Source organism: Pseudolysinimonas sp., assembly GCF_049651805.1.
Classification (GTDB): Bacteria; Actinomycetota; Actinomycetes; order Actinomycetales; family Microbacteriaceae; genus Pseudolysinimonas_A.
Genome location: NZ_JBASCU010000006.1, coordinates 1 through 23,736 on the forward strand (window position 1 = coordinate 1; position 23,736 = coordinate 23,736).

At 67.1% G+C, this 23,736-nt stretch carries 22 protein-coding genes and 1 tRNA gene; 10 read left to right on the forward strand and 13 right to left on the reverse strand.

The genetic code is table 11. The features are described 5' to 3' along the window. Positions 1–122 precede the first annotated feature (122 nt). Complete coding sequence (locus tag WBL06_RS00860; protein WP_424454083.1) at positions 123–947, reverse strand: sulfite exporter TauE/SafE family protein; 825 nt, start codon at positions 945–947, stop codon at positions 123–125. 47 nt (positions 948–994) lie between these two features. On the opposite strand from WBL06_RS00860, the gene WBL06_RS00865 reads away from it, so the two are divergent. From WBL06_RS00865 to WBL06_RS00895, 7 genes are all read left to right on the forward strand, one after another. Next, positions 995–1,885 (forward strand): cytochrome b/b6 domain-containing protein, encoded by an 891-nt coding sequence (locus tag WBL06_RS00865; protein ID WP_424454084.1) that lies wholly within the window; start codon positions 995–997, stop codon positions 1,883–1,885. Positions 1,886–1,917: 32 nt separating this feature from the next. After that, positions 1,918–2,316 (forward strand): hypothetical protein, encoded by a 399-nt coding sequence (locus WBL06_RS00870; protein ID WP_424454085.1) that lies wholly within the window; start codon positions 1,918–1,920, stop codon positions 2,314–2,316. Positions 2,317–2,337: 21 nt separating this feature from the next. After that, the gene (locus WBL06_RS00875) at positions 2,338–2,808 is read left to right on the forward strand and encodes a heme-degrading domain-containing protein (protein ID WP_424454086.1); all 471 of its coding nucleotides are present in this window, start codon (positions 2,338–2,340) and stop codon (positions 2,806–2,808) included. Between the two features lie 155 nt (positions 2,809–2,963). Continuing rightward, positions 2,964–4,535: a Re/Si-specific NAD(P)(+) transhydrogenase subunit alpha gene (locus WBL06_RS00880; RefSeq protein WP_424454087.1), complete on the forward strand. Its 1,572-nt coding sequence runs from the start codon at positions 2,964–2,966 to the stop codon at positions 4,533–4,535. Between the two features lie 5 nt (positions 4,536–4,540). Continuing rightward, positions 4,541–5,941, forward strand: coding sequence for a Re/Si-specific NAD(P)(+) transhydrogenase subunit beta (gene pntB, locus WBL06_RS00885; RefSeq protein WP_424454111.1), 1,401 nt, complete (start codon positions 4,541–4,543; stop codon positions 5,939–5,941). Positions 5,942–6,201: 260 nt separating this feature from the next. After that, entirely contained in the window at positions 6,202–7,242 is a 1,041-nt protein-coding gene (locus WBL06_RS00890; RefSeq protein WP_424454112.1) for a GAF domain-containing protein, read from the forward strand. Between the two features lie 48 nt (positions 7,243–7,290). Next, the gene (locus WBL06_RS00895) at positions 7,291–8,430 is read left to right on the forward strand and encodes an AI-2E family transporter (RefSeq protein WP_424454088.1); all 1,140 of its coding nucleotides are present in this window, start codon (positions 7,291–7,293) and stop codon (positions 8,428–8,430) included. A gap of 54 nt (positions 8,431–8,484) precedes the next feature. Here the strand turns inward: WBL06_RS00895 and WBL06_RS00900 are convergent, their stop codons facing one another. From WBL06_RS00900 to WBL06_RS00910, 3 genes are all read right to left on the reverse strand, one after another. Then, the gene (locus WBL06_RS00900) at positions 8,485–8,997 is read right to left on the reverse strand and encodes a hypothetical protein (RefSeq protein WP_424454089.1); all 513 of its coding nucleotides are present in this window, start codon (positions 8,995–8,997) and stop codon (positions 8,485–8,487) included. Positions 8,998–9,113: 116 nt separating this feature from the next. Further along, a complete protein-coding gene (locus WBL06_RS00905) occupies positions 9,114–10,703 on the reverse strand; it encodes a sigma-70 family RNA polymerase sigma factor (RefSeq protein ID WP_424454090.1) in 1,590 nt (529 codons plus the stop codon). 149 nt (positions 10,704–10,852) lie between these two features. Further along, entirely contained in the window at positions 10,853–12,052 is a 1,200-nt protein-coding gene (locus WBL06_RS00910; protein ID WP_424454091.1) for a RimK family alpha-L-glutamate ligase, read from the reverse strand. A 32-nt stretch (positions 12,053–12,084) separates the two neighbouring features. On the opposite strand from WBL06_RS00910, the gene WBL06_RS00915 reads away from it, so the two are divergent. Together WBL06_RS00915 and WBL06_RS00920 are read left to right on the forward strand one after the other, a co-directional pair. Next, positions 12,085–12,588, forward strand: coding sequence for an ATP-dependent zinc protease (locus WBL06_RS00915; RefSeq protein ID WP_424454092.1), 504 nt, complete (start codon positions 12,085–12,087; stop codon positions 12,586–12,588). A gap of 4 nt (positions 12,589–12,592) precedes the next feature. Then, a complete protein-coding gene (locus WBL06_RS00920; protein WP_424454093.1) occupies positions 12,593–13,486 on the forward strand; it encodes a rhomboid family intramembrane serine protease in 894 nt (297 codons plus the stop codon). 170 nt (positions 13,487–13,656) lie between these two features. On the opposite strand, the gene WBL06_RS00925 is transcribed toward WBL06_RS00920, so the two are convergent. The 7 genes from WBL06_RS00925 to WBL06_RS00955 all read right to left on the reverse strand — a co-directional run bounded on the left by WBL06_RS00925 (position 13,657) and on the right by WBL06_RS00955 (position 21,597). Continuing rightward, positions 13,657–14,847, reverse strand: coding sequence for a Gfo/Idh/MocA family protein (locus WBL06_RS00925; RefSeq protein WP_424454094.1), 1,191 nt, complete (start codon positions 14,845–14,847; stop codon positions 13,657–13,659). Between the two features lie 27 nt (positions 14,848–14,874). After that, positions 14,875–16,584, reverse strand: coding sequence for a GMC family oxidoreductase (locus WBL06_RS00930; RefSeq protein ID WP_424454095.1), 1,710 nt, complete (start codon positions 16,582–16,584; stop codon positions 14,875–14,877). Beyond that, complete coding sequence (locus WBL06_RS00935) at positions 16,581–17,129, reverse strand: gluconate 2-dehydrogenase subunit 3 family protein (protein ID WP_424454096.1); 549 nt, start codon at positions 17,127–17,129, stop codon at positions 16,581–16,583. The genes WBL06_RS00930 and WBL06_RS00935 overlap by 4 nt, the downstream gene beginning before the upstream one ends. 10 nt (positions 17,130–17,139) lie before the next feature. Further along, entirely contained in the window at positions 17,140–17,997 is an 858-nt protein-coding gene (locus tag WBL06_RS00940) for a sugar phosphate isomerase/epimerase family protein (RefSeq protein ID WP_424454097.1), read from the reverse strand. A 78-nt stretch (positions 17,998–18,075) separates the two neighbouring features. Then, on the reverse strand, positions 18,076–19,140 hold the full coding sequence (locus WBL06_RS00945; RefSeq protein ID WP_424454098.1) for a substrate-binding domain-containing protein: 1,065 nt from the start codon (positions 19,138–19,140) through the stop codon (positions 18,076–18,078). A 46-nt stretch (positions 19,141–19,186) separates the two neighbouring features. Then, positions 19,187–20,182: an ABC transporter permease gene (locus WBL06_RS00950; RefSeq protein WP_424454099.1), complete on the reverse strand. Its 996-nt coding sequence runs from the start codon at positions 20,180–20,182 to the stop codon at positions 19,187–19,189. A 35-nt stretch (positions 20,183–20,217) separates the two neighbouring features. Then, complete coding sequence (locus WBL06_RS00955) at positions 20,218–21,597, reverse strand: sugar ABC transporter ATP-binding protein (RefSeq protein ID WP_424454100.1); 1,380 nt, start codon at positions 21,595–21,597, stop codon at positions 20,218–20,220. On the opposite strand from WBL06_RS00955, the gene WBL06_RS00960 reads away from it, so the two are divergent. Further along, the gene (locus tag WBL06_RS00960; RefSeq protein WP_424454101.1) at positions 21,535–23,100 is read left to right on the forward strand and encodes an ROK family protein; all 1,566 of its coding nucleotides are present in this window, start codon (positions 21,535–21,537) and stop codon (positions 23,098–23,100) included. The genes WBL06_RS00955 and WBL06_RS00960 overlap by 63 nt on opposite strands. 86 nt (positions 23,101–23,186) lie before the next feature. Here WBL06_RS00960 and WBL06_RS00965 read toward each other — a convergent pair. Next, positions 23,187–23,258, reverse strand: a tRNA-Gln gene (locus WBL06_RS00965). 59 nt (positions 23,259–23,317) lie between these two features. Beyond that, positions 23,318–23,716, reverse strand: coding sequence for a DUF1761 domain-containing protein (locus tag WBL06_RS00970; protein WP_424454102.1), 399 nt, complete (start codon positions 23,714–23,716; stop codon positions 23,318–23,320). Positions 23,717–23,736: the final 20 nt, after the last annotated feature.

Sequence of the window (23,736 nt, forward strand, 5' to 3'; positions counted from 1 at the left end):
CCGAGTCCACGACATCAACTCGTCCCGATCACCCTCACGAAGCACCAACGCCGCAGCAGGAGAATTCGCCATAAGCAATTCTCCCAACACGCCAACCATTTAGGAACTAACGACACGCGACACTAGGTGGCGTCGCCTGACCTCGCGGCGCGGTGCTGGCTGACCGCGCGGATCGTGAGCTGGATGGCGGTTGCAGCGACGAAGATTCCGAACAGCAGCGACGACAGCCACGGCGGCATGACGAACGCGAGCGCCGCACCGCCGAGCGACGCGAGCAGAGCGGTGCCGCCGATGACAAACCCATCGAGAGGGCGCACGAGCGTGTTGCGCACGTTGGCGATCGATCCGGCGATCGAGATCGGGATCATCGCGAGCAGCGACGTGCCCTTCGCGAGGAGGTCGCTCGCCCCGAACACCGCGACGAGCAGCGGAACGATGAGCACCCCGCCGCCGATGCCGAACATTCCGGCCAGGACGCCCATGACGACACCCGACGCGACGAGCCCGATCGCCGTCGCCACGCCGAACTCGATGTCGCCGCCGCGGTCGGGAACGATCAGAAGCATGCGGAGCGCGATGACGACGAGCAGCGCGATGAACCCCCAACGCAGCACCGCGATCGGCAGCACCTTGAGCAGGCGTGTGCCGACCAGTGTTCCGGCGACCCCGCCGGCTCCGAGCAGCAACCCGGCGATCACATCCGTGTGGCCCGCGACGGTGTAGGTGGCGGCACCCGAGATCGACGAGAGCACGATCGCGGCGAGCGATGTCGCGGCGGCTCGCCGCTGGTCGAACCGCAGCAGTACGAGCAGCAGCGGCACCATGACGATGCCCCCGCCGACGCCGAGCGCCCCCGAGAACACGCCCCCGATCACGCCGACCAACACCAGCAGCAGGATGTGACGGGCGGTCGGCCGGTCGGGTGCGGGGGCGGTCGGCGACGTCACGATGCCTTCGATCCTAGGCCGGGTCGCCAGCCGCTACCGTTGAGGGCGTGACGCGGCGCTGGACCCCCCTGCTGTGGCTCATTCCCATCGGGTTGGTCGTTCTCGTCGCCGCGGTTCTCGTCGCCCAGTGGATGCGCACCCTTCCCGACATCCAGTCCTTCATCGTCGACTACCCGGGCGAGACCGAGATCCCACCGGGCACACCCGTCGGCTTCCCCTGGTGGTTGCAGTGGCAGCACGCACTGAACGCGTTCTTCCTGCTTCTCATCGTGCGCACCGGGTGGCAGATCGGGTCGGGCAAGCGCCCGCCGTCGTTCTGGACCCGGCGCAACGACGGTGTCATCCGCACCAAGAACCCACCGAAGCGCCACAGCATCCATGTCTGGTTCCACCTCGTGCTCGACGCGCTGTGGGTGTTCAACGGGGTGCTCTACTGGGTACTGCTGTTCGTCTCGGGGCAGTGGCTGCGACTCGTGCCGATGTCGTGGGATGTCGTGCCGCACGCACTGTCGGCCTTCATCCAGTACCTGTCGCTCGATTGGCCCGTGCATAACGGGTGGATCCACTACAACGGCCTGCAACTGCTGATGTACGGCTTCACGGTGTTCGTCGCCGCCCCGCTCGCCCTCTTCACCGGGTTGCGGCTCTCGACGATCTGGCCGCGCGCGCTGCGGTGGGTGCCCGAGAAGCCGACGCGCACGCTGCACGTGTGGGTGATGCTGTACTTCATCGGCTTCACGATCCTGCACGTCGGTCTCATCTTCGCGACCGGGGCGCTGCGCAACCTCAACCACATGTATGGCGGCCGCGACGACGAGTCGTGGATCGGCCTCGTCGTCTTCGCGGGGTCGCTCGTGGTGATGATCGTCGGCTGGGTCATCGCGCGCCCCGCCGTGCTCACCCGCCTTGCGGCGCTGAGCGGCACGATCCGCCGCTAGCCACGGCCAGCCGTCGACACTAGGGTCGAGACATGCTCAGGACCGTGACGGTGCTCATCTTCGCGGCGACCGTCATCGCCCTCGCCGGGTGTTCGTCTGGCTCGGGGTACTCCGATCTCGATCGGGACGCGACCTCTACCGATGTTCTGCCGAGCGATCTTCCGGCCTATGCCTCGGAGGACCATGTCGAAGGCTCCGTGCGGTTGGTCGGCGAGTTCGAGGGCGTCGAGTACTACCTCCTGCGCAAAGACGACTTCGCGGACATCTGCGTCGTCGTCTACCGATCCGCCGTCGATTGGATCGGCGGCTGCGGTGGTCCGAACGGGTCGTTCGGCATCAGCGGGAGCGGCCTCGACATCTTCGTCGCCCCCGACGGCTCGCCGATCCTCGAGGACGGCACGAAGGTGGGCGCCAACATCGTCGTGCGCTGACCGCCGGGTAGCGTTTCAGACGTGAGCGACCAACTGCCCGAATACACCGTCGACGACCTTGAGCGGGAGTCGGCGCTCGATCTCACGGGGTTCACGAACGACGACGGGGTTGACCTCGGGCTGGCGGCCCTCGAGGTGATCGATGAGCGCGGGCTGAACCTCGCGGTGCGGGTGGTGCTGCGCGGCGACATCGTGTTCCAGGCGAAACTCGGCACATCCGGGCCCGGCAACGACCCGTGGCTCGCGGGCAAGCACGCTGTCGTCGAGCGGTTCGGCGAGTCATCCCTGTTGGTGAAGCGCCGCCACGAAGCGGCAGGCACGCCGTTCGACCAGCTGCCCGACATCGACCACGAGACGTTCAAGGCGCACGGCGGGTCGATTCCGATCAAGGTGAACGGTGAGACCGTCGGGTCGATCACGACGTCGGGGGAACCGGATGTCGTCGACCACGCCACCTCGGCCGAAGCCGTGCGTCGCTACCTCTCGCGCTAGGGGTTCCGATTTGACGACGGTGCGCCGCTCTGCGAGTGTTCCGCAGGAGGCACCCGCTTCGGTCACTGTGCCGGAGCGGAGTCGGCGGGCCGCCACCCACTCCTCCACTTGGGCCGAGCACCTTCGTTTGCACCTGCACCTGGAGTGACCCCGAAATGAGCACAATCGGCATCGTCGCCGAAGGCGCGGGCGAGACCCGCGTCGCCGCCACGCCCGACAGCGTCGCGAAGATCCGCAGCCTGGGCTACGAGGTCGTCGTCGAGCGCGGAGCGGGAGCGGCATCCTCGTTTCCGGATGACACCTATGCCGCCCAGGGCGCCGAGCTCGTCGACACGAAGACGGCGTGGGCCGCGGATGTCGTGCTCAAGGTGGTCGCGCCGACCGACGCCGAGATCAAGCTGCTCTCGAAGGGCTCGACCCTCGTCGCCCTGCTGAGCCCCGCCCAGCGCCCCGAGCTGCTCGAAGCGCTCCGCGAGCGCGGCGTCACCGCGCTCGCGATGGATGCCGTTCCGCGCATCTCCCGGGCGCAATCCCTCGACGTGCTGAGTTCGATGGCGAACATCTCCGGCTACCGCGCGGTCGTCGAGGCGGCCAACGAGTTCGGGCGGTTCTTCACCGGACAGATCACCGCAGCGGGCAAGGTCCCGCCCGCGAAGGTGCTCGTCGCCGGAGTCGGCGTCGCCGGCCTGTCGGCGATCGGCACCGCCGCGAGCCTCGGCGCGATCGTGCGGGCCACCGACCCGCGGCCCGAGGTCGCCGACCAGGTGAAGAGCGTCGGCGGCGAGTACCTCGCGGTCGAGGTCGCCGAGCAGATGGTCTCCACCGACGGCTACGCGAAGGCCACGAGCGAGGAGTACGACAAGCGCGCCGCCGAGATCTACTCGGAGCAGGCGCGCGACGTCGACATCATCATCACGACGGCGGCGATCCCGGGGCGACCCGCACCGCGGCTGCTGACCGCCGCGGATGTCGCGAGCATGAAGCCCGGCAGCGTCATCGTCGACCTCGCCGCGGCTTCCGGCGGCAACGTCGAAGGAACCGTCGCCGGTGAGCGCGTCGTGACGAGCAACGGGGTCGTCATCCTGGGCTACACCGACCTCGCCGGGCGCCTGCCCGGTCAGGCCTCGCAGCTCTACTCGACCAACGTGTTCAACCTGCTGAAGTTGGTGACACCCGCGAAAGACGGCGCGCTCACGCTCGACTTCGAGGATGTCGTGCAGCGGTCGATCACGGTCACTCGCGACGGTGAGACCACCTGGCCCCCTCCCCCGGTGACCGTCTCGGCGGCGCCGCCTGCGGCATCCGCTGCCTCGGCGGAGCCGATCGGGCCGCGCCCGGGCATCAGCCGCGGCAAGAAGACGGCACTCCTGGTCGCGGGCGTCACCGCGCTGTTCGCGGTAATTGCGTTCGCGCCCCCACCCCTCCCCCAGCATTTCCTCGTGCTGACGCTCTCCGTCGTGGTCGGCTTCTACGTCATCGGCCACGTCGCCCACGCGCTGCACACGCCGTTGATGAGCGTCACCAACGCGATCTCGGGCATCATCGTCGTCGGCGCGCTCGTGCAGATCGTCGCGCCGTCGGTGCTCGTGCAGGTGCTCGCTGCGGTCGCGGTGCTGCTGGCGAGCATCAACATCTTCGGTGGCTTCGCCGTCACCCGCCGAATGCTCGGCATGTTTTCCCGAGGTGCTGTCTCTCGCGGTGCTGACACGAAGGGTGCCGACAAGTGACCGAGATCGCCACGGGCATCGCGGTCGCCGCCTACGTCGTCGCCGCGCTGCTGTTCATCCTCAGCCTCGCGGGCCTGAGCAAGCACGAGACCTCCCGCCGCGGCAACACCTACGGGATCGTCGGCATGGCGCTCGCCCTCGGCGCGACGGGCTGGCTCGTCGCCATCGGGCTCGCGGCGCAGCCGAATGCGACCTTCGGGCTGTCGCTGCTCATCGGCGCCGTCGTCATCGGCGCCACGATCGGGCTCTGGCGCGCCCGGGTCGTCGAGATGACGGCGATGCCGCAGCTCATCGCCCTGTTCCACAGCTTCGTCGGCCTGGCCGCGGTGCTCGTCGGCTGGAACGGCGCCCTTGCCGACACCCAACTGCCCCCGGAGCTGGTCGGCATCCATGACGGCGAGGTCGCGATCGGCATCTTCATCGGTGCCGTGACGTTCACCGGCTCGATCGTCGCGTTCCTCAAGCTGTCGGCGCGCATCTCGTCGAAGCCGCTCATGCTGCCCGGAAAGAACGCCCTCAACCTCGGCGCCCTCGTCGTGTTTGCCGGGCTGACGGTCTGGTACGTGATCGCGCCGAGCGTCGGCATCCTGATCGCCATCACCGTGCTCGCGCTCGCCCTCGGCTGGCACCTCGTCGCGTCGATCGGCGGCGGCGACATGCCCGTCGTCGTCTCGATGCTCAACAGCTACTCCGGCTGGGCGGCAGCGGCTGCGGGATTCCTGCTCAACAACGACCTGCTGATCGTCACCGGCGCCCTCGTCGGGTCGTCGGGTGCCTACCTGTCGTACATCATGTGCAAGGCGATGAACCGGTCGTTCATCTCGGTGATCGCCGGCGGGTTCGGCATCGAAGCCCCGAAAACCGGCGACGAAGAGACCGGCGAGCACCGCGAGATCGACGCGGCCGCGGTCGCCGACATGCTCGTGAACGCGTCGAGCGTCGTCATCACGCCGGGCTACGGGATGGCGGTCGCCCAGGCGCAGTACCCGGTCGCCGACCTCGTCGCCCGCCTCAGCGCCCGCGGGATCGACGTGCGGTTCGGCATCCACCCGGTCGCGGGTCGCCTGCCCGGGCACATGAACGTGCTGCTCGCCGAAGCCAAGGTGCCCTACGACATCGTGCTCGAACTCGACGAGATCAACGACGACTTCGCATCGACCTCGGTCGTGCTGGTGATCGGCGCCAACGACACCGTGAACCCGGCTGCCGCCGAAGATCCGGGCAGCCCGATCGCCGGGATGCCGGTGCTGCGCGTCTGGGAGGCCGAGAACGTCATCGTGTTCAAGCGCTCGATGGCCTCGGGCTACGCCGGCGTGCCGAACCCGCTGTTCTGGCGCGAGAACGCGCACATGCTGTTCGGTGACGCCAAGGAGCGGGTCGAAGACATCGTGCGCGAGTTGACCTAGCGGCCACTTCGCGGGCGACGCCCGGTCGCTGCCCTCGCGCAGTGCTACGGTCGCAGCAGCGGTGTTCGACTCTCGGCCATCGGAACGTTGGGGAAAGCCGCCACGTGGACCGCTTGGTCCGTACTCCTCTCTCGCCGCTCATCGTTGCCTGGCGCCGCGCCGTCATCGCCCGATGGCGCGCCATGCCGTGACCGCCCGATCGTCAGATCGTCTACACGACCGGGCCTCGTGAACTGCGGATACTCCTGATCGGCGGCGGGATCGCCGCGGGGTACGGCACCCTCGTGCATGAGCTCGCGCTCGCCGGACGCCTAGGACGGCGCCTCACGGCACTGAGCGGGCGCGGAACGGCAATCGAGATCACCACAGGTGTCGACCTCGAGATCTCGGATGGGCCTGACCTGCTCAGCCGAACGCATCCCGCACGGTTCGACGTGATCGTCGCCTGCTTTGGCGTCACCGAGTCCGCGACTCTGATCACGGAAGCAGAATGGCGACACGCACTGGATGCGTTCCTCGACGCTGTCAAACAGGCCGCGGCGCCCGACACGCATCTCTTCATCACCGCCATCCCGATTGTCAGTGGGATTCCGGGTTTGTGGGGCCGCCTCAGTCGGCGTCGAGCGAATGCCCTCAATGTGCAGTCCGCCCTCGTCTGCGGGCGTCGCTCCGATGTCACGTTCGTTCTCGTCGACCCCGAAGACCCGCTTGCCCCACGCCCGACGCCGCGCGAGGCATACGAGTCATGGGCGAACCGGATCGCGCCACAGATCCTCACTTCCACCGTGCTGTCGTTGAGTCGAGACCTGACTCGGCGTCGACTCGAGATCGTTGATGAGCCCGAACGGCAGAAGGCCCTCGATCGACTTGGCATCGTCGGGGCCCCACGCGAGACCAAGTTCGAACAACTCGTCGTGACGGCACGCAACCTCTTCCAGGTCGCGGGCGCGGCCATCCACCTGATCGACGGCGACAGGCAGTGGGTCAAGGCATCCGTCGGGATGAACGAACTCGACACTCCACGAGATGAATCAATTTGCGACTACACGATCCGGGAGCCCGAGCTTCTCGTCATCGAAGATGTTCAGACCGACGCCCGATTCGGTGGACTGGCGTGGACGAGAGGCGTGCTGCCCGTCCGGTTCTACGCGGGCTATCCACTTGAGTCACCCGACGGCCAACGGATCGGCGCAGTGTGCATCGTCGACTCGTCGCCTCGCAGCTTCAGCGAAAGCGATGGGGCGGTGTTGCGCGACCTCGCGCTCACTGCGCAGTCACTCATCTGGCGGGCGGCGGCGTGACCGCGGATGAGCGGTGCGAGCCAGCGCGTGAGCCCGTAGCGTCGAGGCATGGGACTTTTCAGCGGTAAGCCCCCGATCGAGAGTGCCGAGAGCGAGAGCTCGCTGCGCCCGCCGTGGAGCCTCTGGGCCGACACATTCGGCCGACTGGCGATCCGGGCGCTGCAGATCCTCCTCGTGGTCGCCGTCACCGCGGGCATCATTTTCGTGCTGCGGGAACTCACCCTCGTGACCATCCCGCTTGTGCTCGCGCTGATCATCTCGAGCGCTCTCGCTCCGGTGATGAACTGGATGCGGCGGCGCGGCATCCCCGCGGTCGTCGCGACCCTGATCTCGCTGTTCGCGATCACGGCCGTGCTCGGCGGTGTGGGCTGGCTCATCGTGTGGGCGGTGCGCGACCAGTGGGACGAACTGTTCGCCCAAGCCCAGGACGGGTATCGAGAGTTCGCGGCGTGGGCGCAGGATCTGCCGTTCTTCCCGACGGCAGCCGAACTCGACGCGCTGCTCGACCAGGCCGTCGACTTCGTCACGAGCGCACAGTTCGGCTCGGGGGCGCTGGCCGGGCTGGGTGTGGTCGCGAGCTTCGTCGCCGGTGCGGTGCTGCTCGTCACCATCCTGTTCTTCTTCCTCAAAGACGGCCCGCAGATGTGGGAGTTCGTGTTGCGGCCGTTCCGCGGTGAGAGCTACCGGCGGGGACTGCGCATCGGAGAGAAGACGGTCGCCGTTTTCGGGTCGTACGTGCGCGGAACCGCCGCCGTCGCGCTCGTCGACGCGGTCGGCATCCTCATCGGTCTGCTCATCCTGCAGGTGCCGCTCGCGATCCCGCTCGCGGTGCTGGTGTTCATCCTCGCGTTCATTCCCATCGTCGGAGCGACGCTCGCCGGCATCCTCGCGGCCCTCGTCGCGCTCGTCGCGACAGACTGGGTGACCGCGCTGATCGTCGTCGGCATCGTCGTGCTCGTGAACCAACTCGAAGGCAACTTCCTGCAGCCGGTGCTCATGGGGCGGTCGATGAAACTGCACGCCTTCGTCATCCTCGTCGCCCTGACTGTCGGCGCTGCTGTCGGCGGCATCGTCGGCGCGATCCTCGCGGTGCCGATCACCGCCGCCATCTGGGGCATCGTGCAGGTCTGGGACGGGCCCGACCTGCCTGCCCGGTGGGCGCGGCCGCGTCGGGTTCCGCGAACGTAGAACCGCCCCGGCCGAGCCGACTGGCTCGTTCCGGGGCGATTCGCGGGGCGCGCGTCAGGCGTGTCGCCCGTGCGACCGCCGGGCGAACAGGATGGCGATCATCGCGGCCAACGCTGCGACGGCCAGACCGATCAGGCCGGCGACGACCAGCGCGGCCGGGGTGACCGAGCCGTTCGACGACGAGGCGTCAGCCGCGTCCGCGATCTCGTCGACCTCGGGCTCCTCGGCGACCTCTTCGTCGGACGCGTCCTCGGCCTCGGTTTCGGGGTCGGGCTCGGGCTCGGGCAGCGGCTCGGGTTCGGGCTCGGGCAGCGGCTCGGGGTCGGGCTCGGGCTCCGGCTCGGGCTCCGGTTCGGGGTCGGGATCGGGCTGCGGAAAGTCGGGGTCGTCGTCGGGCTCATCGCCGGCTTCCGGGAAGTCGCCCGGGCCCGGCTGCACGTTGGTGGCGATGCCGGGCAGACCGGTCAGGGTCGGCTGCAGATCGACCGCCTGAGCGGTGGCGGCGGCCCACGACATCGCGAGAGCGAGCGGCAGGGCGAGGGTGGCGACGCGGATGGTGCTGTTCATGATGTCTCCTTTGTCTGCATCCGACGGCGGCGATCGCCGTGTCGGTGATGCAGGTAGGAGTCGCCACTCCTCGCAGGCTTACAACTTTCTGCGCAGAACTTTTCTGAACCGGTTCGTCACGAACAGGGTTCGAGCACGGTGGTCGTCGTCGGCCCCGTCGTGGCCAGGCCACGCTGGTCGGCGGCCCGCACCGACAGGGTCAGCGGCACGGGGCCCGAGAACGGGCCGATCGTGGCCTCCCACTGCGCACCCGACGCGCTCATGTCAGCAGAACCAGTGGGGCCGTCATCGCTGGACCAGCTGACCACCACCGACGACAACGCCGCCTCGGCGCTCACCGCGGTGCGAACGGTGGCCGTGCGCAGCACCCCGATGCAGTCGATCCGCACCACCGTCGGCTCGCCCACCCGCGGCGGCTCAGGCGGCCGGGGCTGGGTGAGCTGCACCGAGAACGACCAGGTGCCGGCCGGGGTGACCAGTTCGACGGTTGCGATCGCGGGGCCGGGTGGCAGCCCCGACCTGTCGGCGTGAACGACGATCACCGCCGACTCACCGGGACCGACGGCGAGTGTCGACGGCTCGGCGGTCAGCCACGATTGGGTGGCGCCGACCGCGACCGTCAGCGGTGACTCGCCGACGTTGCGGACGTCGACGGACGCCACGACTTCCTCGAGTCCGAGGTCGATCGCATAGGTCGACAGGGCGAGCACGCCGGGAGACGGTGGCGCATCAGTCGGAGTTGCGGTCGGCGCGGGCTCGGGGGCTGCGCCGAAACCGGATGCCGCGGCGATTCCCAGCAACGCGAGCGACACGACGGTGGCGATGACCGACACGACGGCGAGCACCTTCACTCCGGTCGAGGTGGAGCCCGCGGAGGACCCGCCCCCGCTCGTGCTGCTCGATGCCGCCGCGATCGGCCAGGCTTCCTCGAGCACGCGGTCGCGGAGCCCGATCGGCGCGAGCACGATCGGCACGGCCGCGAGCAGTACCCACGGGCTGACCATGCGCCGTTTGCGCGCCCCGCAGGCTTCGCAGGTCTCCACGTGGCGGGCGACCCGCTTGCGGATGATCGGGGTGAGCGTGCCGTCCCAGTCGGTCAGCAGGGCGTCGAGTTCGGCGCAGTCCTCGCGGCCGGTGCGGGCGACCAGCAGGGCGCCGAGCGAGCGTTCCACCTGGCTGCGCAGCCGATTGAGCTGCACATACGCGTGCGCGGCGGACACCCCCATCGCTTCGGCCAGCTCCGCGCCATCCAGCCCCTGGCGCAGGTGCAGGTCGAGCATCGCCCGGTCGCGGTCGGCGAGGCCCGCGGCGGCCGCCCAGACCAGGTCGCGGAGCGCGGTGTTCTCAGCCGAACTCTCCGGAGTCGCCGCTTCGTCAGCCATCTCGGCCAACCGCTCGTCGCCGTCGAAGAGCATGCGGCCGCGACCTTTGAGCCGCCGCAGACACTCGTTCCGGGTGATGGCATAGAGCCACGGCCGCAGCCGTTCCGGATCGCGCAACTGCCCGAGTCGCTCGGCGAAGCGCAGGAACGTGTCGGCCACGGCATCCGCCGCATCCTCCCGGTGCCGAGTCGTGGCGTAGGCGAAGTCGTAGAGCTTGCCGCCGTAGCGGTCGTAGACCGCCGCGAAGGCCGCCCGATCCCCCGCCCGCACGGCCGCGACCAACTCGGCGTCGGAGGCGGCGTCCGGGTCGAGCACCGCGGTCATCGCCACAGCCTAGCCACCGTCGCATCGCCCATTCCCCTCTCCGATCGTCGGGGCCACGAACGGGCCCATCGGAGGTAGGAGTGCGATGGGGTGCCGAAACTTACAGCTTCGGCGGGGTTTCGATACGCACGCCGTTCGCGGCGCGCTACTCAACCCGCGGCGGGTTCGGGGAGGGGTTGTGCGGGCAGCTTGCGCACCTTCGCGCGGCGGCGGCGGCGCTCGGGGATCATCGAGCGCATCTCCTCGAGCTTGCCGAAGCACAGCAGCCGGTCGCCCGCCTCGAGCACGGTTGCCTTGCGCGGGTTCGGGATGACGGTCGTGCCGCGATGCACGGTGAGCACGGTGATGTCGCGCTCGGCCAGGTCGGTGTCGCCGAGGCTGCGCCCCACGAAGCTGCCGTTGTTGTGTACGAGCAGTTCGGCCACCCCGTAGCCGGTCGAGACGCTCAGGCGCTGCCGCACGTCGATCTCGGGGAACGCCACCTGGTTGGCGAGGTAGTCGATGATGGCGCCCGCGACATCCAGTTGCGTCGCCAACTCGATGCCCTCGAGCCCGGGCGACGAGTTCACCTCCATGACGAGCGGGCCGTCGGCGCCCTCGAGCATGTCGACGCCGGCGATCTTGAGCCCCATGATCTGCGCCGAGCGCACCGCGGCCTGCTCGTACTCCGGGGCGAGCTCGACTTTCTCGACGGAACCGCCCCGGTGCACGTTCGACCGGAACTCGTCGCCCTGCGCGGTGCGCCGCATCGCCGCCACCACGCGGTCGCCGACGACGAGGGCGCGGATGTCACGGCCTCGGCTCTCGGCGACGAACCGCTGGATGAGCACGTTCTGCCGCGTCGACTGCAGGGTCTCGATGATCGCCTCGGCCGTCTTGACCTCGGGCGCGAGGATGACGCCGATGCCCTGCGTGCCCTCGAGCAGCTTGATGACGACCGGGGCTCCGCCGACGCGTTCGATCGCGGGGCGCACATCGGCGCGGTTGCGCACGAACGCCGTCGCCGGCATCCCGATGTTGTGGCGCGAGAGGATCTGCGTCGCCCGCAGCTTGTCGCGCGCGTTCGCGATGCCGTTGGCGGTGTTGGGCGTATAGACGTCCATCTGCTCGAACTGGCGCACGACGGCGGTGCCGAAGTAGGTGATGGAGGCACCGATGCGCGGCAGGATCGCGTCGTAGTCACTGAGCGGCCGGCCGCGGTACTGCAGGTCGGGCTCGTCGCCCGAGAGGTCGATCGCGAACCGCAGGGTGTTGAGCACCCGCACGACGTGGCCGCGTTGCTCGGCGGCGGCGCGCAACCGCGCGGTCGAGTACGCCTTCGGGGCGCGCGACAGGATCGCGAGTTTCATGAGGGTGCCTTGCGGTGCGAGAGGATGGTGGCGTGGCCGAGCCTCCCCATTCAAACACCCCGAGCGGTTCGGGGACATTGGCGGGATGGCGGGAGTGGGTGCAGCTACCCCAGCACGACATCCCATGGATCAAAGCGAAACTCGACACCGGTGCGCGCACCTCGGCGATCCACGCCTACGACATCGAGCCGTTCGAGCGGGACGGCACCGACTGGGTGCGGTTTCGCGTGCGCCCCTGGCAGGAGTCGACCGAAGACGAGGTCACGGTCGAATGCCCAGTGCACGATGTGCGCAGCATCCGCAGCTCGTCGGGGCACGTTCAGGAGCGCTACGTCGTCAAGATGCGTCTCGAGCTGCTCGGGCGCCGGGTCACCGCCGAGGTCACGCTGAGCGACCGCGACCAGATGGGGTTCCGGATGCTGATCGGCCGCCAGGCGCTGCGGCGGCGCTTCCTGGTGGATGCCGGAAGCTCGTTCCTGGGCGGGCGGGCTCCCCGGCCCGTTCGGCGTCGTAACAGGGGACGTACGGCAGAGTGATCGAGTGACCGACCCGTCAGCCGTCGAGGTCCCGCCAAGCTGCTACCGGCATCCCGACCGCGCCACCTACATCAGCTGCCAGCGCTGCGGGCGGCCGATCTGCCCCGAGTGCTCCACCCAGGCCGCCGTGGGCGTGCAGTGCCCGGAGTGCCTGCGCCAAGGCCGCGCTGCGACCGGAGGCGGGTTGGCGCGGGCGTTGCGACCCCGTCGCTCGGGATTCGTGACCTACACGCTCATGGCACTCGTCGTCGTCGCCTACGCGGGGCAATGGCTCAGCGGCGGCGCGCTCACCTCCGCCTGGGTGCTCAACCCGACGGTCGTCGGCGCGGAACCCTGGCGGCTGGTCACGTCGGCGTTCCTGCACTCGCCGGGCACGATCATCCATCTGCTGTTCAACCTCTACGCGCTGTGGGCGTTCGGTCCGGCGTTGGAGGCGTTCCTCGGCAAGGCGCGGTTCCTCGCGCTCTACTTCACGGCGGCGCTCGGCGGGTCGATCGGCGTGCTCACGCTCTACGCGCTCGCGATCGCCACCAACGGCGCGAGCGTCGAGGCCACCGGCGGATTCCTCGCCCCGGGAGCCGCACTCGGCGCGTCGGGTGCGGTCTTCGGGCTGCTCGGGGCCTACTTGCCCCTGCGCCGGGCGATCGGCGTCAACGTCGGCTCGCTGCTCATCGTGCTCGGGATCAACGTCGTGCTCGGCTTCGTCGCGCCCAGCATCGCGTGGGAGGCGCATCTCGGCGGGCTGCTCGTCGGCGCCGCGATCGGGTGGGTGTTCCTGCGCACCCGACGCCCCGCGCAGCGTCCGACGCAGATCGGGTCCGTCGCCGGGATCGCCGTCGGGTTGCTCGTCGTGTTCGTGCTCTTCGTTGCGAGCGCACCGCTGTTCTACGGGGTGTAGCGAACCTCGAGCGCCCCCGGGAGAGATATGTGCGATTCCTACGATGAACTGACGTCGCGACAGGGAAGCTACGTCCGCGCGGCCGATTTCTTTAGGAGTCGCTGTTGGAAGTCGGACCCGGGCCGCACCCTGCCGAGCAGACTGCCAACACGGATGGCGGCTCTGCAGACCTACAGCACCGAGGTCTCGCCGATCCAGGCGGGTCGGGTGTCGTCCCGGAGTTCGTGCAACAGCGGTTGTTTGTCCGACAGCGTCCAATCAGGAAGGTACATCAGCTCGCCTCCTGCCATCGCCGAGGCGTGAGACAGGATTCCAGACGCCGTGATGTTGGCAGCCTGCACCGCGTCGGGGTACGCCGGCCGCTCACCGAGCACTGCCATCAGCAACCCGTGCGCCAGGTGAGGGTGAGACCCGCCGTGCCCTCCGCCCTGAACGAATGACCGGTGCGCGTCGGCGTTCTCGCCGTCGCCGTACACCCCCGCTCGCGTGAACTGACGGATTTCTTCCGGCAAACGATCGGCGAAGTCGGGCACATCGACGGGATGCACCTGCTCCCCGAGATAGATCATGTGGGGGGCGCCTTCGGTCTGGGACCACTCGAACGAGCGAACAGAGCCGTAGACGTCGAAGCTCTCGCGGTACTCCCGGGCAACCGCCCACAGATGCCGGGTGACCTCGGCCCCGACATCGCTGCCGAGAAACGAGATGTGCGTGGACTCGATCGCATACGGCGAACCGTACCGCGTCTTCATGCTCTCGAACACACTGCCCGATCCGAGCGCGGATACGTATTCGGCTTGGTGCCCGGCGAGTCCAAGGGTCGGCCCGATCGCGTGAGTGGCGTTGTACATGGGGGGCATGCCGTCCCAGTACGACGGCCACCCGCTCATGTCCTGGTGGTGCGAGGCGCGTAGGAACTGCAGGCGGCCGAGGCGGCCCGAGCGGTAGAGATCCTGCACGAAGAGGAACTCGCGGGTGTAAAGAGTGGTCTCCATCATCATGTAGGTCAGCCCGGTGCGCTGCTGGGCGTCGACGATGCGCTTGCAGTCCTCGACTGAGGTCGCCATCGGGATGGTGCAGCCGACATGCTTGCCGGCCTCGAGCGCCGCGACGACTTGATCTGCATGCAACTGCAGCGGGGTGTTGATGTGGATCACATCGATCTCCGGATCCGCGAGCATCGAGTCGTAGTCGGTGTACCGCACGTCGACGCCGTACCGGTCTCCGACCTCGTCGAGCTTGGACCGGGTGCGCTGGCAAATCGCGTACATCTCGGCATTGGCGTGGCGCTGATAGATCGGGATGAACTCGGCACCGAATTCGAGTCCGGCGATTCCGACCTTGAGAACGTGGGAGACCAAAGTGCTGCCTTTCGTACGGAGAGTTGATTAGGCGCCGCGAGCGCCGGCGCGTTCGACCAGGTGCTCCGCGCTCATGTACGCGAGCGCCTGAATGGTCTGGTTCGGGTTGTACCCGCCGTAGCTGACGAAGCCGCCTCCGCCGATCGCATACAACCCGTCGACGTCGTGCACCGCGCCGAAGGGGTCGGTCACCGAGGTCTCAGGATCGAATCCCATCCGGTGCACACCCACGTCGTGAGTCGAGAGGTGGTACGGAGGACGCGGTGAGTCCATCCAGGTCTGTGTCGCCCCCATCTCACGAGCGATCCGCTGCTTGATCTCGCCGAACAGGGTGACCGAGTTCGCGTCGTGGTTCGCCCAGTCGTGGGTGATCCGGACGGCCGGGACTCCCCATCGGTCGACGATGTTCGGGTCGAGGTCGACGTAGTGCTCGCGGTACGGAAAGTTCGTGGTCTGCGAGTACATCCGGTGCATGTGGGTGTAGTTGTCGCGCATCCAGTGCTTGAACTCGAGCCCGTACTTCTTCACAGACGGATTCATGAGGTGGTAGGCCTCGATGGGCTGGAGATCGCCGGTCACGCTGATGACCGGCGACCCCCAGAGCACCCCGAGATCGTTGTCGGGGACGAGCTCCGACGTGAAGTCGTCGACGGCGCTGGACGCGTTGAACGTGCCGAGGAACGGGTTGGTCGGCTCGGGCAGGATCGAGGCGAACCAACCGAAGTTGTGGGTCATGAAATTGGCACCCACATTGCCGCGGCCGTCGATACCCGAGACCAGCAACAGCCGGACGTTCTCGAGCGCGTAGGCGGTGAGGACGACGATCGGGGCCTCGACCTCGTGCACGGTATCCGACCCGTCGACGTAGGTCACACCGACAACGCGACGACCATCGGGGGTGCGGTTGACGCGCAGTACGCGCGAATGCGGGCGAAGGTCGAGGTTCCCGGTGAGTTTCGCCGCGGGGACGCTCGTGACGTGTGTGCTCGACTTCGCTCCGACGTGGCACGGGTAGCCGTGGCAGAACCCGCAATTCAGGCAGGCCGCTCGTCCCTCGTACTCCGTCGAGTTGATCGCCAGGGGCTGACGGAACGGATGCATGCCCAGCCGTTCCGCCGCCGCCACCCAGGGGAGATCACCGGGTCCCTGCGGCACCGGCGGCATCGGGTAGTCGCGGTTGCGGGGAGGCTCGAACGGGTTCGTGCCGGGCGCGAACTGGCCCTTGATATTGCCCGCGCGGCCCGAGTAGCCCTGCTCCCACTCGACGCGCTCGTAGTAGGGCTCGAGATCCGCGTAACTGATCGGCCAATCGGAGAGCGTCGAACCCTCGGGCAGCTTGTCCGCGCCGAACCGTTCGGCGATCGCCGAGCGCATGCGAAAATCCGCCTCGCGGAAGCGGTATGCGGCGCAGCCCCAATGGAGAGTTCCCCCGCCGATGCCGATCGATGGCATGCCGTAGAGGGGCTCATCCGAGCCGAGCGCGCCCGCGGACCACGGCAGGATCCGCGCGCTTGTGGACTCGTCCGCCCGCCAGGTCACCGGATCGACGGTGACCCCCGAGACGATCGCGCCGCGCTGGTAATAGCGCAATTCATCCTGTTTGATCTCGAAATCCTCGGCGGTGTAATCCGCGCCCTTGTCGAGTCCCAGCACCCGCGCCCCTGCCGTGGTGAGCCGCTCTGCGAGGATCCCGCCGGCGGAGCCGAGGCCGACGATGATCACGTCGAACGAGGTCATCCGCGTGTCTCCCGGATGCGCGCGTACAGGTCGCCGACCGTGAGGATCGGGATGCTCCGGGCATCGACACCGGGCTGCATCTGCTCCGCCGAATAGCCCCATTGCGCTCCGGGGAAGCCGACCAGCTTCCAGCCGACGGCGTCGCGGTTGCCTCCGTAGGCAGGGTCGCCGAAGAAACCCTGCACGGTGTGTTCGCGGACGATGCGGAAGAACTGCCCCGAGAACTCCTCGGGCGCGTCGACCGACAACGCATCGAGTTCCTCGACGAAGGCCTGCTGGTCGGCACCGCTGAGTTCGACGAAGGGAGCGCCGAATCGGTCGACAGCGAGGTCCGCAAACGCCTCCAGCCCCCTGCGGTACAGGGGCTGCAGGTCCCGCAGGAAGCCCGCCAAAGCGCGATCGATGTAGTACACGACTCCTGCCTCACGGGCGCCGGGAGACCCCTCCTCAGAAGGGATCACCTGCGCCGCGAGGGCATCGATCGTGACCGCATCGGCTCTGTTGAAGAACAGCAGGGCCTCCGTCGGAACGAACGCGGAACTCACCATCGCCGCCTTACTTCTTCTCCGCGCGGAGCGCCAGCTTCTGCTCCACGAGGGGTCGCAGGTACTCGATGCCTTCGCGCGCGTCCTGATCGGGTTCGATCCCACGGCGGTGGAATCCGGTCTCCATTGTCAGGTAGCCGTCGAACTCGATGTCGATCATCGCCTCGATGATCGAGGGGAAGTCCACGACGCCCTTGCCTGGAGGGAGCCGGTCGTTGTCCGAGATGTGGATGTGCTTCAGATCGGCACCCATCTTGTACACGTAATCGGTGTTGACCTCGCGACTGTAGTTGACGTGGAAGGTGTCGAACATCAGCTTGACGTTCGGCCGGTTGACGTCCTGCATGAGCTCGATCGCGTCGTCCGCCGAAACGCACAGATTGGTGTCGTGGGAGGTCGGCTCGATGACCAGGGTGACGCCGGTGTGCTCGATCGCATCGGCCACCTCGGTGAGGACCTCCCGACTCCATTCCCAGGCCTGACGTCTGCTGGTTCCAAAGATCGCCCAGCCGGGCAGGTAGATCAGGGTCTTTCCACCCCAGAATGCCGTGAGCTCGGCGAGCTCTTTGTAGTGCTCGACGGTGGCACGCCGCTCCTCGATGTACGGTGAGGCCGGGTTGTTGCCCGGTCCGCCGGAGGGAGCGGGCAACATGCTCGAGAGCGCGATGCCGTGCTCCTGGAGCAGATCCCGCACCTGGGCGCGACGGTCGGCGCCGAGATGAGCGGGGTAGGCGTGCGGTGCGGCGGCTCCGATTTCGATGCCGTCATAGCCCAGGCCTGCGATGCGTTTGATGGTCTCGTCGAGTGTGTACGAGGGCACCCAGACGAAAAAGCTGGAGTAGGACCAGGTGTTGTATGAGATCTTCACGTAAGTTTTCCTTTGTTGATGGAGGAAGGGGTCGGGGCGTTATCCCGACCCCTTCCGAACAATTGGCTGAGCGGCCGACTACTCCGTCTGCGGGCTCACGCCGACGTACTCGGCGACGTTCGATGAGTCGATCAGCGTCGAGTCAAGTGTGATCCGCTCATCGATCGGTTCACCGGAGCACAGCTTTGCAGCGGCGATCACCGACTCCTTCGTCACCAGGGGATACCCGACCGTCGACTGCATCTCTCCACTCTGGATGTACTCAAGCGCCTTGTCTTCGCCGTCGATGCTGAAGACCTGGATCTCGCCTTCGCGCCCCGCCTCCTTGATCGCCTGGATCGCGCCGAAGGCCATCTGATCGTTGTGAGTGTAGACGCCGTCGATCGAGCCAGACGGATACTTCTGCAAGAGGTCCTGCATGACGGTCAGCCCCTTTGCCTGGTCGTAGTCGGCGGTCTGGCTGTCGATGATCTCGACGCCGGAACCTTCCAGGCCTGTACGTAGCCCGTCGCCGCGTGCGATCGTCGGCGATGCTCCCAAGCTGCCGGCGAGTTCCACGAGCTTGCCGCCGTCACCGAGCACCGCGGCGATGTTCTCACCGCTGACGACTCCGGCCTCGACGTTGTCCGATCCGATATAAGTGTCGACCTCAGTGTTGACGGCTCGGTCGGCGGCGATCACCTTGATACCGGCCGCGACGGCACGGTCCACCGCACCCGCGAGCGCATCCGAATCGCGCGGCGAGATGATGAGCACATCGATGCCCTGAGCGATCATCTCGTCGACCTGACCCGACTGGATCGCAGCGTCATTCTGGCCGTCGGTGACCGTAACAGTCATACCGGGGAACCAATTGGCTGCGTGATCGGGGATCTGCTGCGACGAGACAGCTCCGTACGGGAACGACGTGGCGCTCCACGAGACACCGACCTCGCACTGCACACTGGCTGGCACGGCCGTGAGTTCGAGTTGCGCCGCACATTCCTCGCCGCAGTAGAGACTCGGCTTCGGAGTGTCGGAAGCGATGCTCGTCGACTGCGGGTTCGGAGTCGTCGTCGAGCACCCGGCGAGGCCGATGGTTATGGTGGCTGCAAGGGCGAGGACTACTGTCAGACCCTTGAGCCTGGGTTGCGTGAACTGCATTGTTTCACCTTCCATGTTGATGGGTGGGGGTAGTGCCGCTGACCTCCTACTTCGGCAGCGGTGGGTCAGCGTTCTTCGAAGGCGCGAGCGTGGCCCGGCGATCGGAGATCCTCTTGCGGGTGGCGTGCATGGCGAACAAGACGGCGAGCACGATGACGGCGCCCTTTACGATCTGCTGGTCGAACGGTGAGATTCCGATGAGGTTCATCAGGTTGGACATCACCGCCAGAAGCACGGCACCGAACACCGTGCCGATCGCACCGCCTGTTCCTCCCAGAAGACTGGTTCCGCCGATGACCACGGCAGTGATGGCGTCGAGGTTTGCCAGGCCGCCCGCGGTCGGCGAACCGACCCCGAGCCGGGATGCGGTCATCACGCCCGCCAGCGCCGCCGTCAGTCCGCTGAGCGCGTAGGCGGTCAGCAGGGTCTTCGTGGTAGGAACGCCGCTGAGACGGGCGGCCTCGGTGCTGCCGCCGATGGCGTATAGATACCGCCCGAAGGTCAGATAACGCAGAACGAGGATGCCGATGACAGCGACGATCAGGAACACCAGGAACGGTCCGGGGAGCCCGAACACGTTGCCGCTGCCCAGGAAGTTGAACAAGTCACCGACGTTGTTGAACGGCTGAGGCCCCCCATTGGTCACGCGCAGGGCGATTCCTGTAATCGCCACCATCGTCGCCAAGGTGACGATGAAGGGCTGGATCCTGAGCACCGCGACCGCGAGCCCGTTCACGAGCCCGGCAACCACCCCGACCACAAGTGCGAGCACAATGGCCAGACCCGGTGCCATGCCCTGGTTGATGAGCATGGCCATCGTGACACCGGACAACGCGAGGATAGACCCGACTGAGAGGTCGATGCCTCCGGTCAGGATGACGAATGTCATTCCAATCGCGACGACTCCCACAATCGACGACTGCCGCGCCACGTTCAAGAGGTTCGCGGGCTGGTAGAACGCCGGCACGAAGATCGCCACCGCGATCAGTACCACGATGAACACCGCGATGGTGATCCAGTTCTGGCGCAGCTGCTGCAGCACCCAGTTGCGCGTGCCCGTCGGCCCGATTGCGGACATCAGTCTCTGCCTCCTACTGCATGGAACATGACCTGCTGCTCCGTCGCCGTGTCGCCATCGAGTTCGGCGACCGCCGTTCCGTGGTACATGACGAGGATGCGATGACTGAGCGACATGACTTCCGGCAAGTCGGACGAGATCACGATGATGGCCAAGCCCTGCTCGCACAGGTCGTGGATGAGCCGGTAGATCTCCTGCTTGGCCCCGACATCGATCCCTCGCGTGGGCTCGTCGAGGATCAGCACGTCGACGCCGGCGGCGAGCCACTTGGCGAGAACGACCTTCTGCTGGTTGCCGCCCGAGAGCGCCGCGACGGGTGCCGCGACGTCGCCCACCTTGATACGCAGTTGGTCCCGGTAGTGCTCGGCGAGGCGCCGCTCTGCGGCCGGACGCAGAGTAGCTGCTCCGTGCTTCAGCATCTTCACGACGGGGATGTTCATGGCCGTCGACAGCGCGACGAAGATCCCCTGGCTCTTCCTCTCCTCGGGCACAAGTCCGATTCCAGCGCGAATCGATTTCAGGGAACTGCCGTTCGAGATTGCGGAGCCGTTGACGCGCACGGTTCCGGAACTGATCGGGTCTACACCGTAGATCGCTCGCGCGAGCTCGGTGCGACCTGCGCCGCGCAGACCTGCGATGCCGAGAACCTCGCCCGCTCGGACCGTCAACGAGATATCGGCGAGTACTCCGTCGCGCGAGAGGTGCTCGACCTCGAGTACGACGTCGCCCACCGTCTGATTGACGGAGCGCGCGGAGCGCGCGAATTCACGACCGACCATTTTGGACACCAGGTCGTCGTGGTCGGTATCCGACACTCGTCCGGCCCCGGTGAGCCGCCCGTCTCGCAGGACGATGTAATTGTCGGCGACCCCGAACACCTCTTCGAGACGGTGCGAGACGAAAATCACGCTGACCCCACGGTCCCGGAGCGATCGGACGAGCGCGAGGAGGTGCTCGACGTCGTCGCCGCCTAGCACGGCGGTGGGTTCGTCGAGGATGACGATCTCGGCGCGGCGGTGCAGGGCCTTGGCGATCTCCAGCATTTGCTTGTCGGCGATGCTCAACTCGCGCACCTTGCGGGTCACGTCGAGGTGCACGTCGAGACTGGCGAGGAATTCCTCGGCCTCGCGCCGGGCGGCACGCCAGTCGATGACGCCCCGTCCGGGATAGGCGCCGAACACGAGGTTCTCGGCGACCGAGAGCTCGGGGAACAGGCTGAGCTCCTGGTAGACGGTCGCGACTCCAAGGCTCTCGGCCGCCCGCGGGCCGGTGATGTCGACCTTCTTCCCGTTGATCAGCACCTCGCCTCGATCGGGATGGTGAGCGCCCGAGAGGATCTTGATGAGCGTCGACTTGCCGGCGCCGTTCTCTCCGATCAAGGCGAGCACCTCGCCCGGTGCGATGGTGAAGCTCACGTCCTCCAGCGCATTGGCGCCGAGAAAAGCCTTGCTGAGTCCGCGCACTTCGATTCGCGGAGCGGTGCTGTCAGCGATGACAGCACCGCCCTCCACGAATCGCCGTTGGTTCATGGCACGACTATAAGCAGGCGCAGATCAGATTCAAAGTGCCTGATTTATGTTGCTTTCGACATATCTATAGATCGAACTGCCTGTATCATCTCGACCATGGGAACCCTCTGGACAGAAGTTCAACTTCTGGAGCCCGACCATCAACTTTCCCCGAGTGCACACGCCGCCCGGAGCACGATCGCCCGGATCATCGCGAATGGGAACGTCGTGAGCCGGCGCGAGATCATCGCGTCGACCGGTCTCGCCCGCTCGACGATCGACGGCCACCTTCAGGTGCTGCTCGGAGCCCAGCTCATCGTCGAGGCCGGCACGCCGGGCATCCCTGCTCGCGGGCGACCGGCGCAGACCTTCACCATCAACCCCGATCGTGGGGTCGTGCTGGTCGCAGACATCAGCATCGACCAGGTGACGATCGCGATCACGACGCTCGACAAGCAGATGCTCGGCCAGCGCACGATCAGGGTGGAAGTGAGCCGGGGGCCCGACGAGGTCGTCGAGCTGATGTTCCAGGCCTTCGACGACCTGCTGAACGACGTCGGCAAGAACGGTGCAGAGCCACTCGCGATCTCGGTCGGCATCCCCGGACCTGTCGACTCTCGACGAGGCATCGTCGTCCGCCCGCCGCTCATGCCCGGCTGGGACGGCTTCGAGGCATGCCGGTTCATGGCTGACCGCTTCAACTGCGACGCGGTTGTGGACAATGCGGTCAATCTCAAATCGCTCGGCGAAGCGCGCTCGCTGAGCGACGACAAGCTCCCTCTGCTGCTCATCGACATCGGCACGGGTATCGGCGGGGGCTTCGTCAGCGAGAGCGGACTGCTGCTGCACGGAGTTGACGGTTCGGCTGGCGACATCGGCCATCTCCGTGCCAGCGGGTCCTCCGACGTCCTATGCAGTTGCGGGAACCGGGGATGCCTCTCGGCGGTGGGATCCGTGGATGCCATGGCGGCTCGCCTCGGCGAGGCGCTCGGGCGGCAAGTCTCGCCGCGCGAGTTGATTGATCAGCTCTCACGTGGTGACGCCACGACGGTCAACATCGTGCGAGAGGTGGCCTCGGTCATCGGCGTCGCGATCGCCGACCTCGTCAACTTCTGCAATCCTGCGCGCGTTGTGATTGGCGGCGAGGTGACGCGGTGCACCGACGACGTGCTGTCGCAGATCCGCAGTGTCGTCTACCAGCAGGCCCAGCCGCTCGCGACTCGCAACCTCTCCATCGTGCACACGGAGCTAGGTGACGAGGCCGGCCTAATCGGCGGCATGGTTTCCGCCATTGAGCAGGTTCTCTCGCCGCGCGGAATCCAATACCATACCCGGCCCGCCGGTTCGGAAATGAAGCCTCTCGGAAAGCCCTGATGCGTAAAAAGACTCGCGCATGACGGAGACTGACTGACTCCGTCAGCGTGGCGTGATAGTACCTGTGCGCTCGGTGGCGCCGATTGCTGGGGTACCTGGACTCGAACCAAGAACAACTGAACCAGAATCAGCCGTGTTGCCAATTACACCATACCCCACCGGTTCCGCCCGGAAGCGGACCGACTGACCACTCTACCGCACGTGCGCAGCCGCGAAGTCAGGCCTGGAAGGCTCCGAGGATGGCGCCCATCGCGGTGTACGAGACGATCGCGTAGCCGGCATTGACGGCCCAGTGCGCGAACGGTCGACGCTCGAACAGGGCGATCATTCCGAGCGAGGTGGCGACCCAGCCGAGCCCGACCGCGAGACCGGCGAACGTGCCGAACAACGCTCCGCCGCCGGCGATGAGCGGGGCGAGCACGATGGCCATGACAAGGGCGAGCAGGAGAGAGGCGCCGTAGGCGAGCGGCGCTCCCCTGGTGAGCTGCTCGTCGGTGACGCCGGCGGCGCGCTGCCAGGGCTTCGCGAACACGAGGCCGTACCAGAGGCCGCCGATCACCATCGCGACGACGCCCGCGACGGCGACGCCGAGCCAGTTGATGCCAGAGAAATCCATTCGGGTGTCCTTTCAACAAG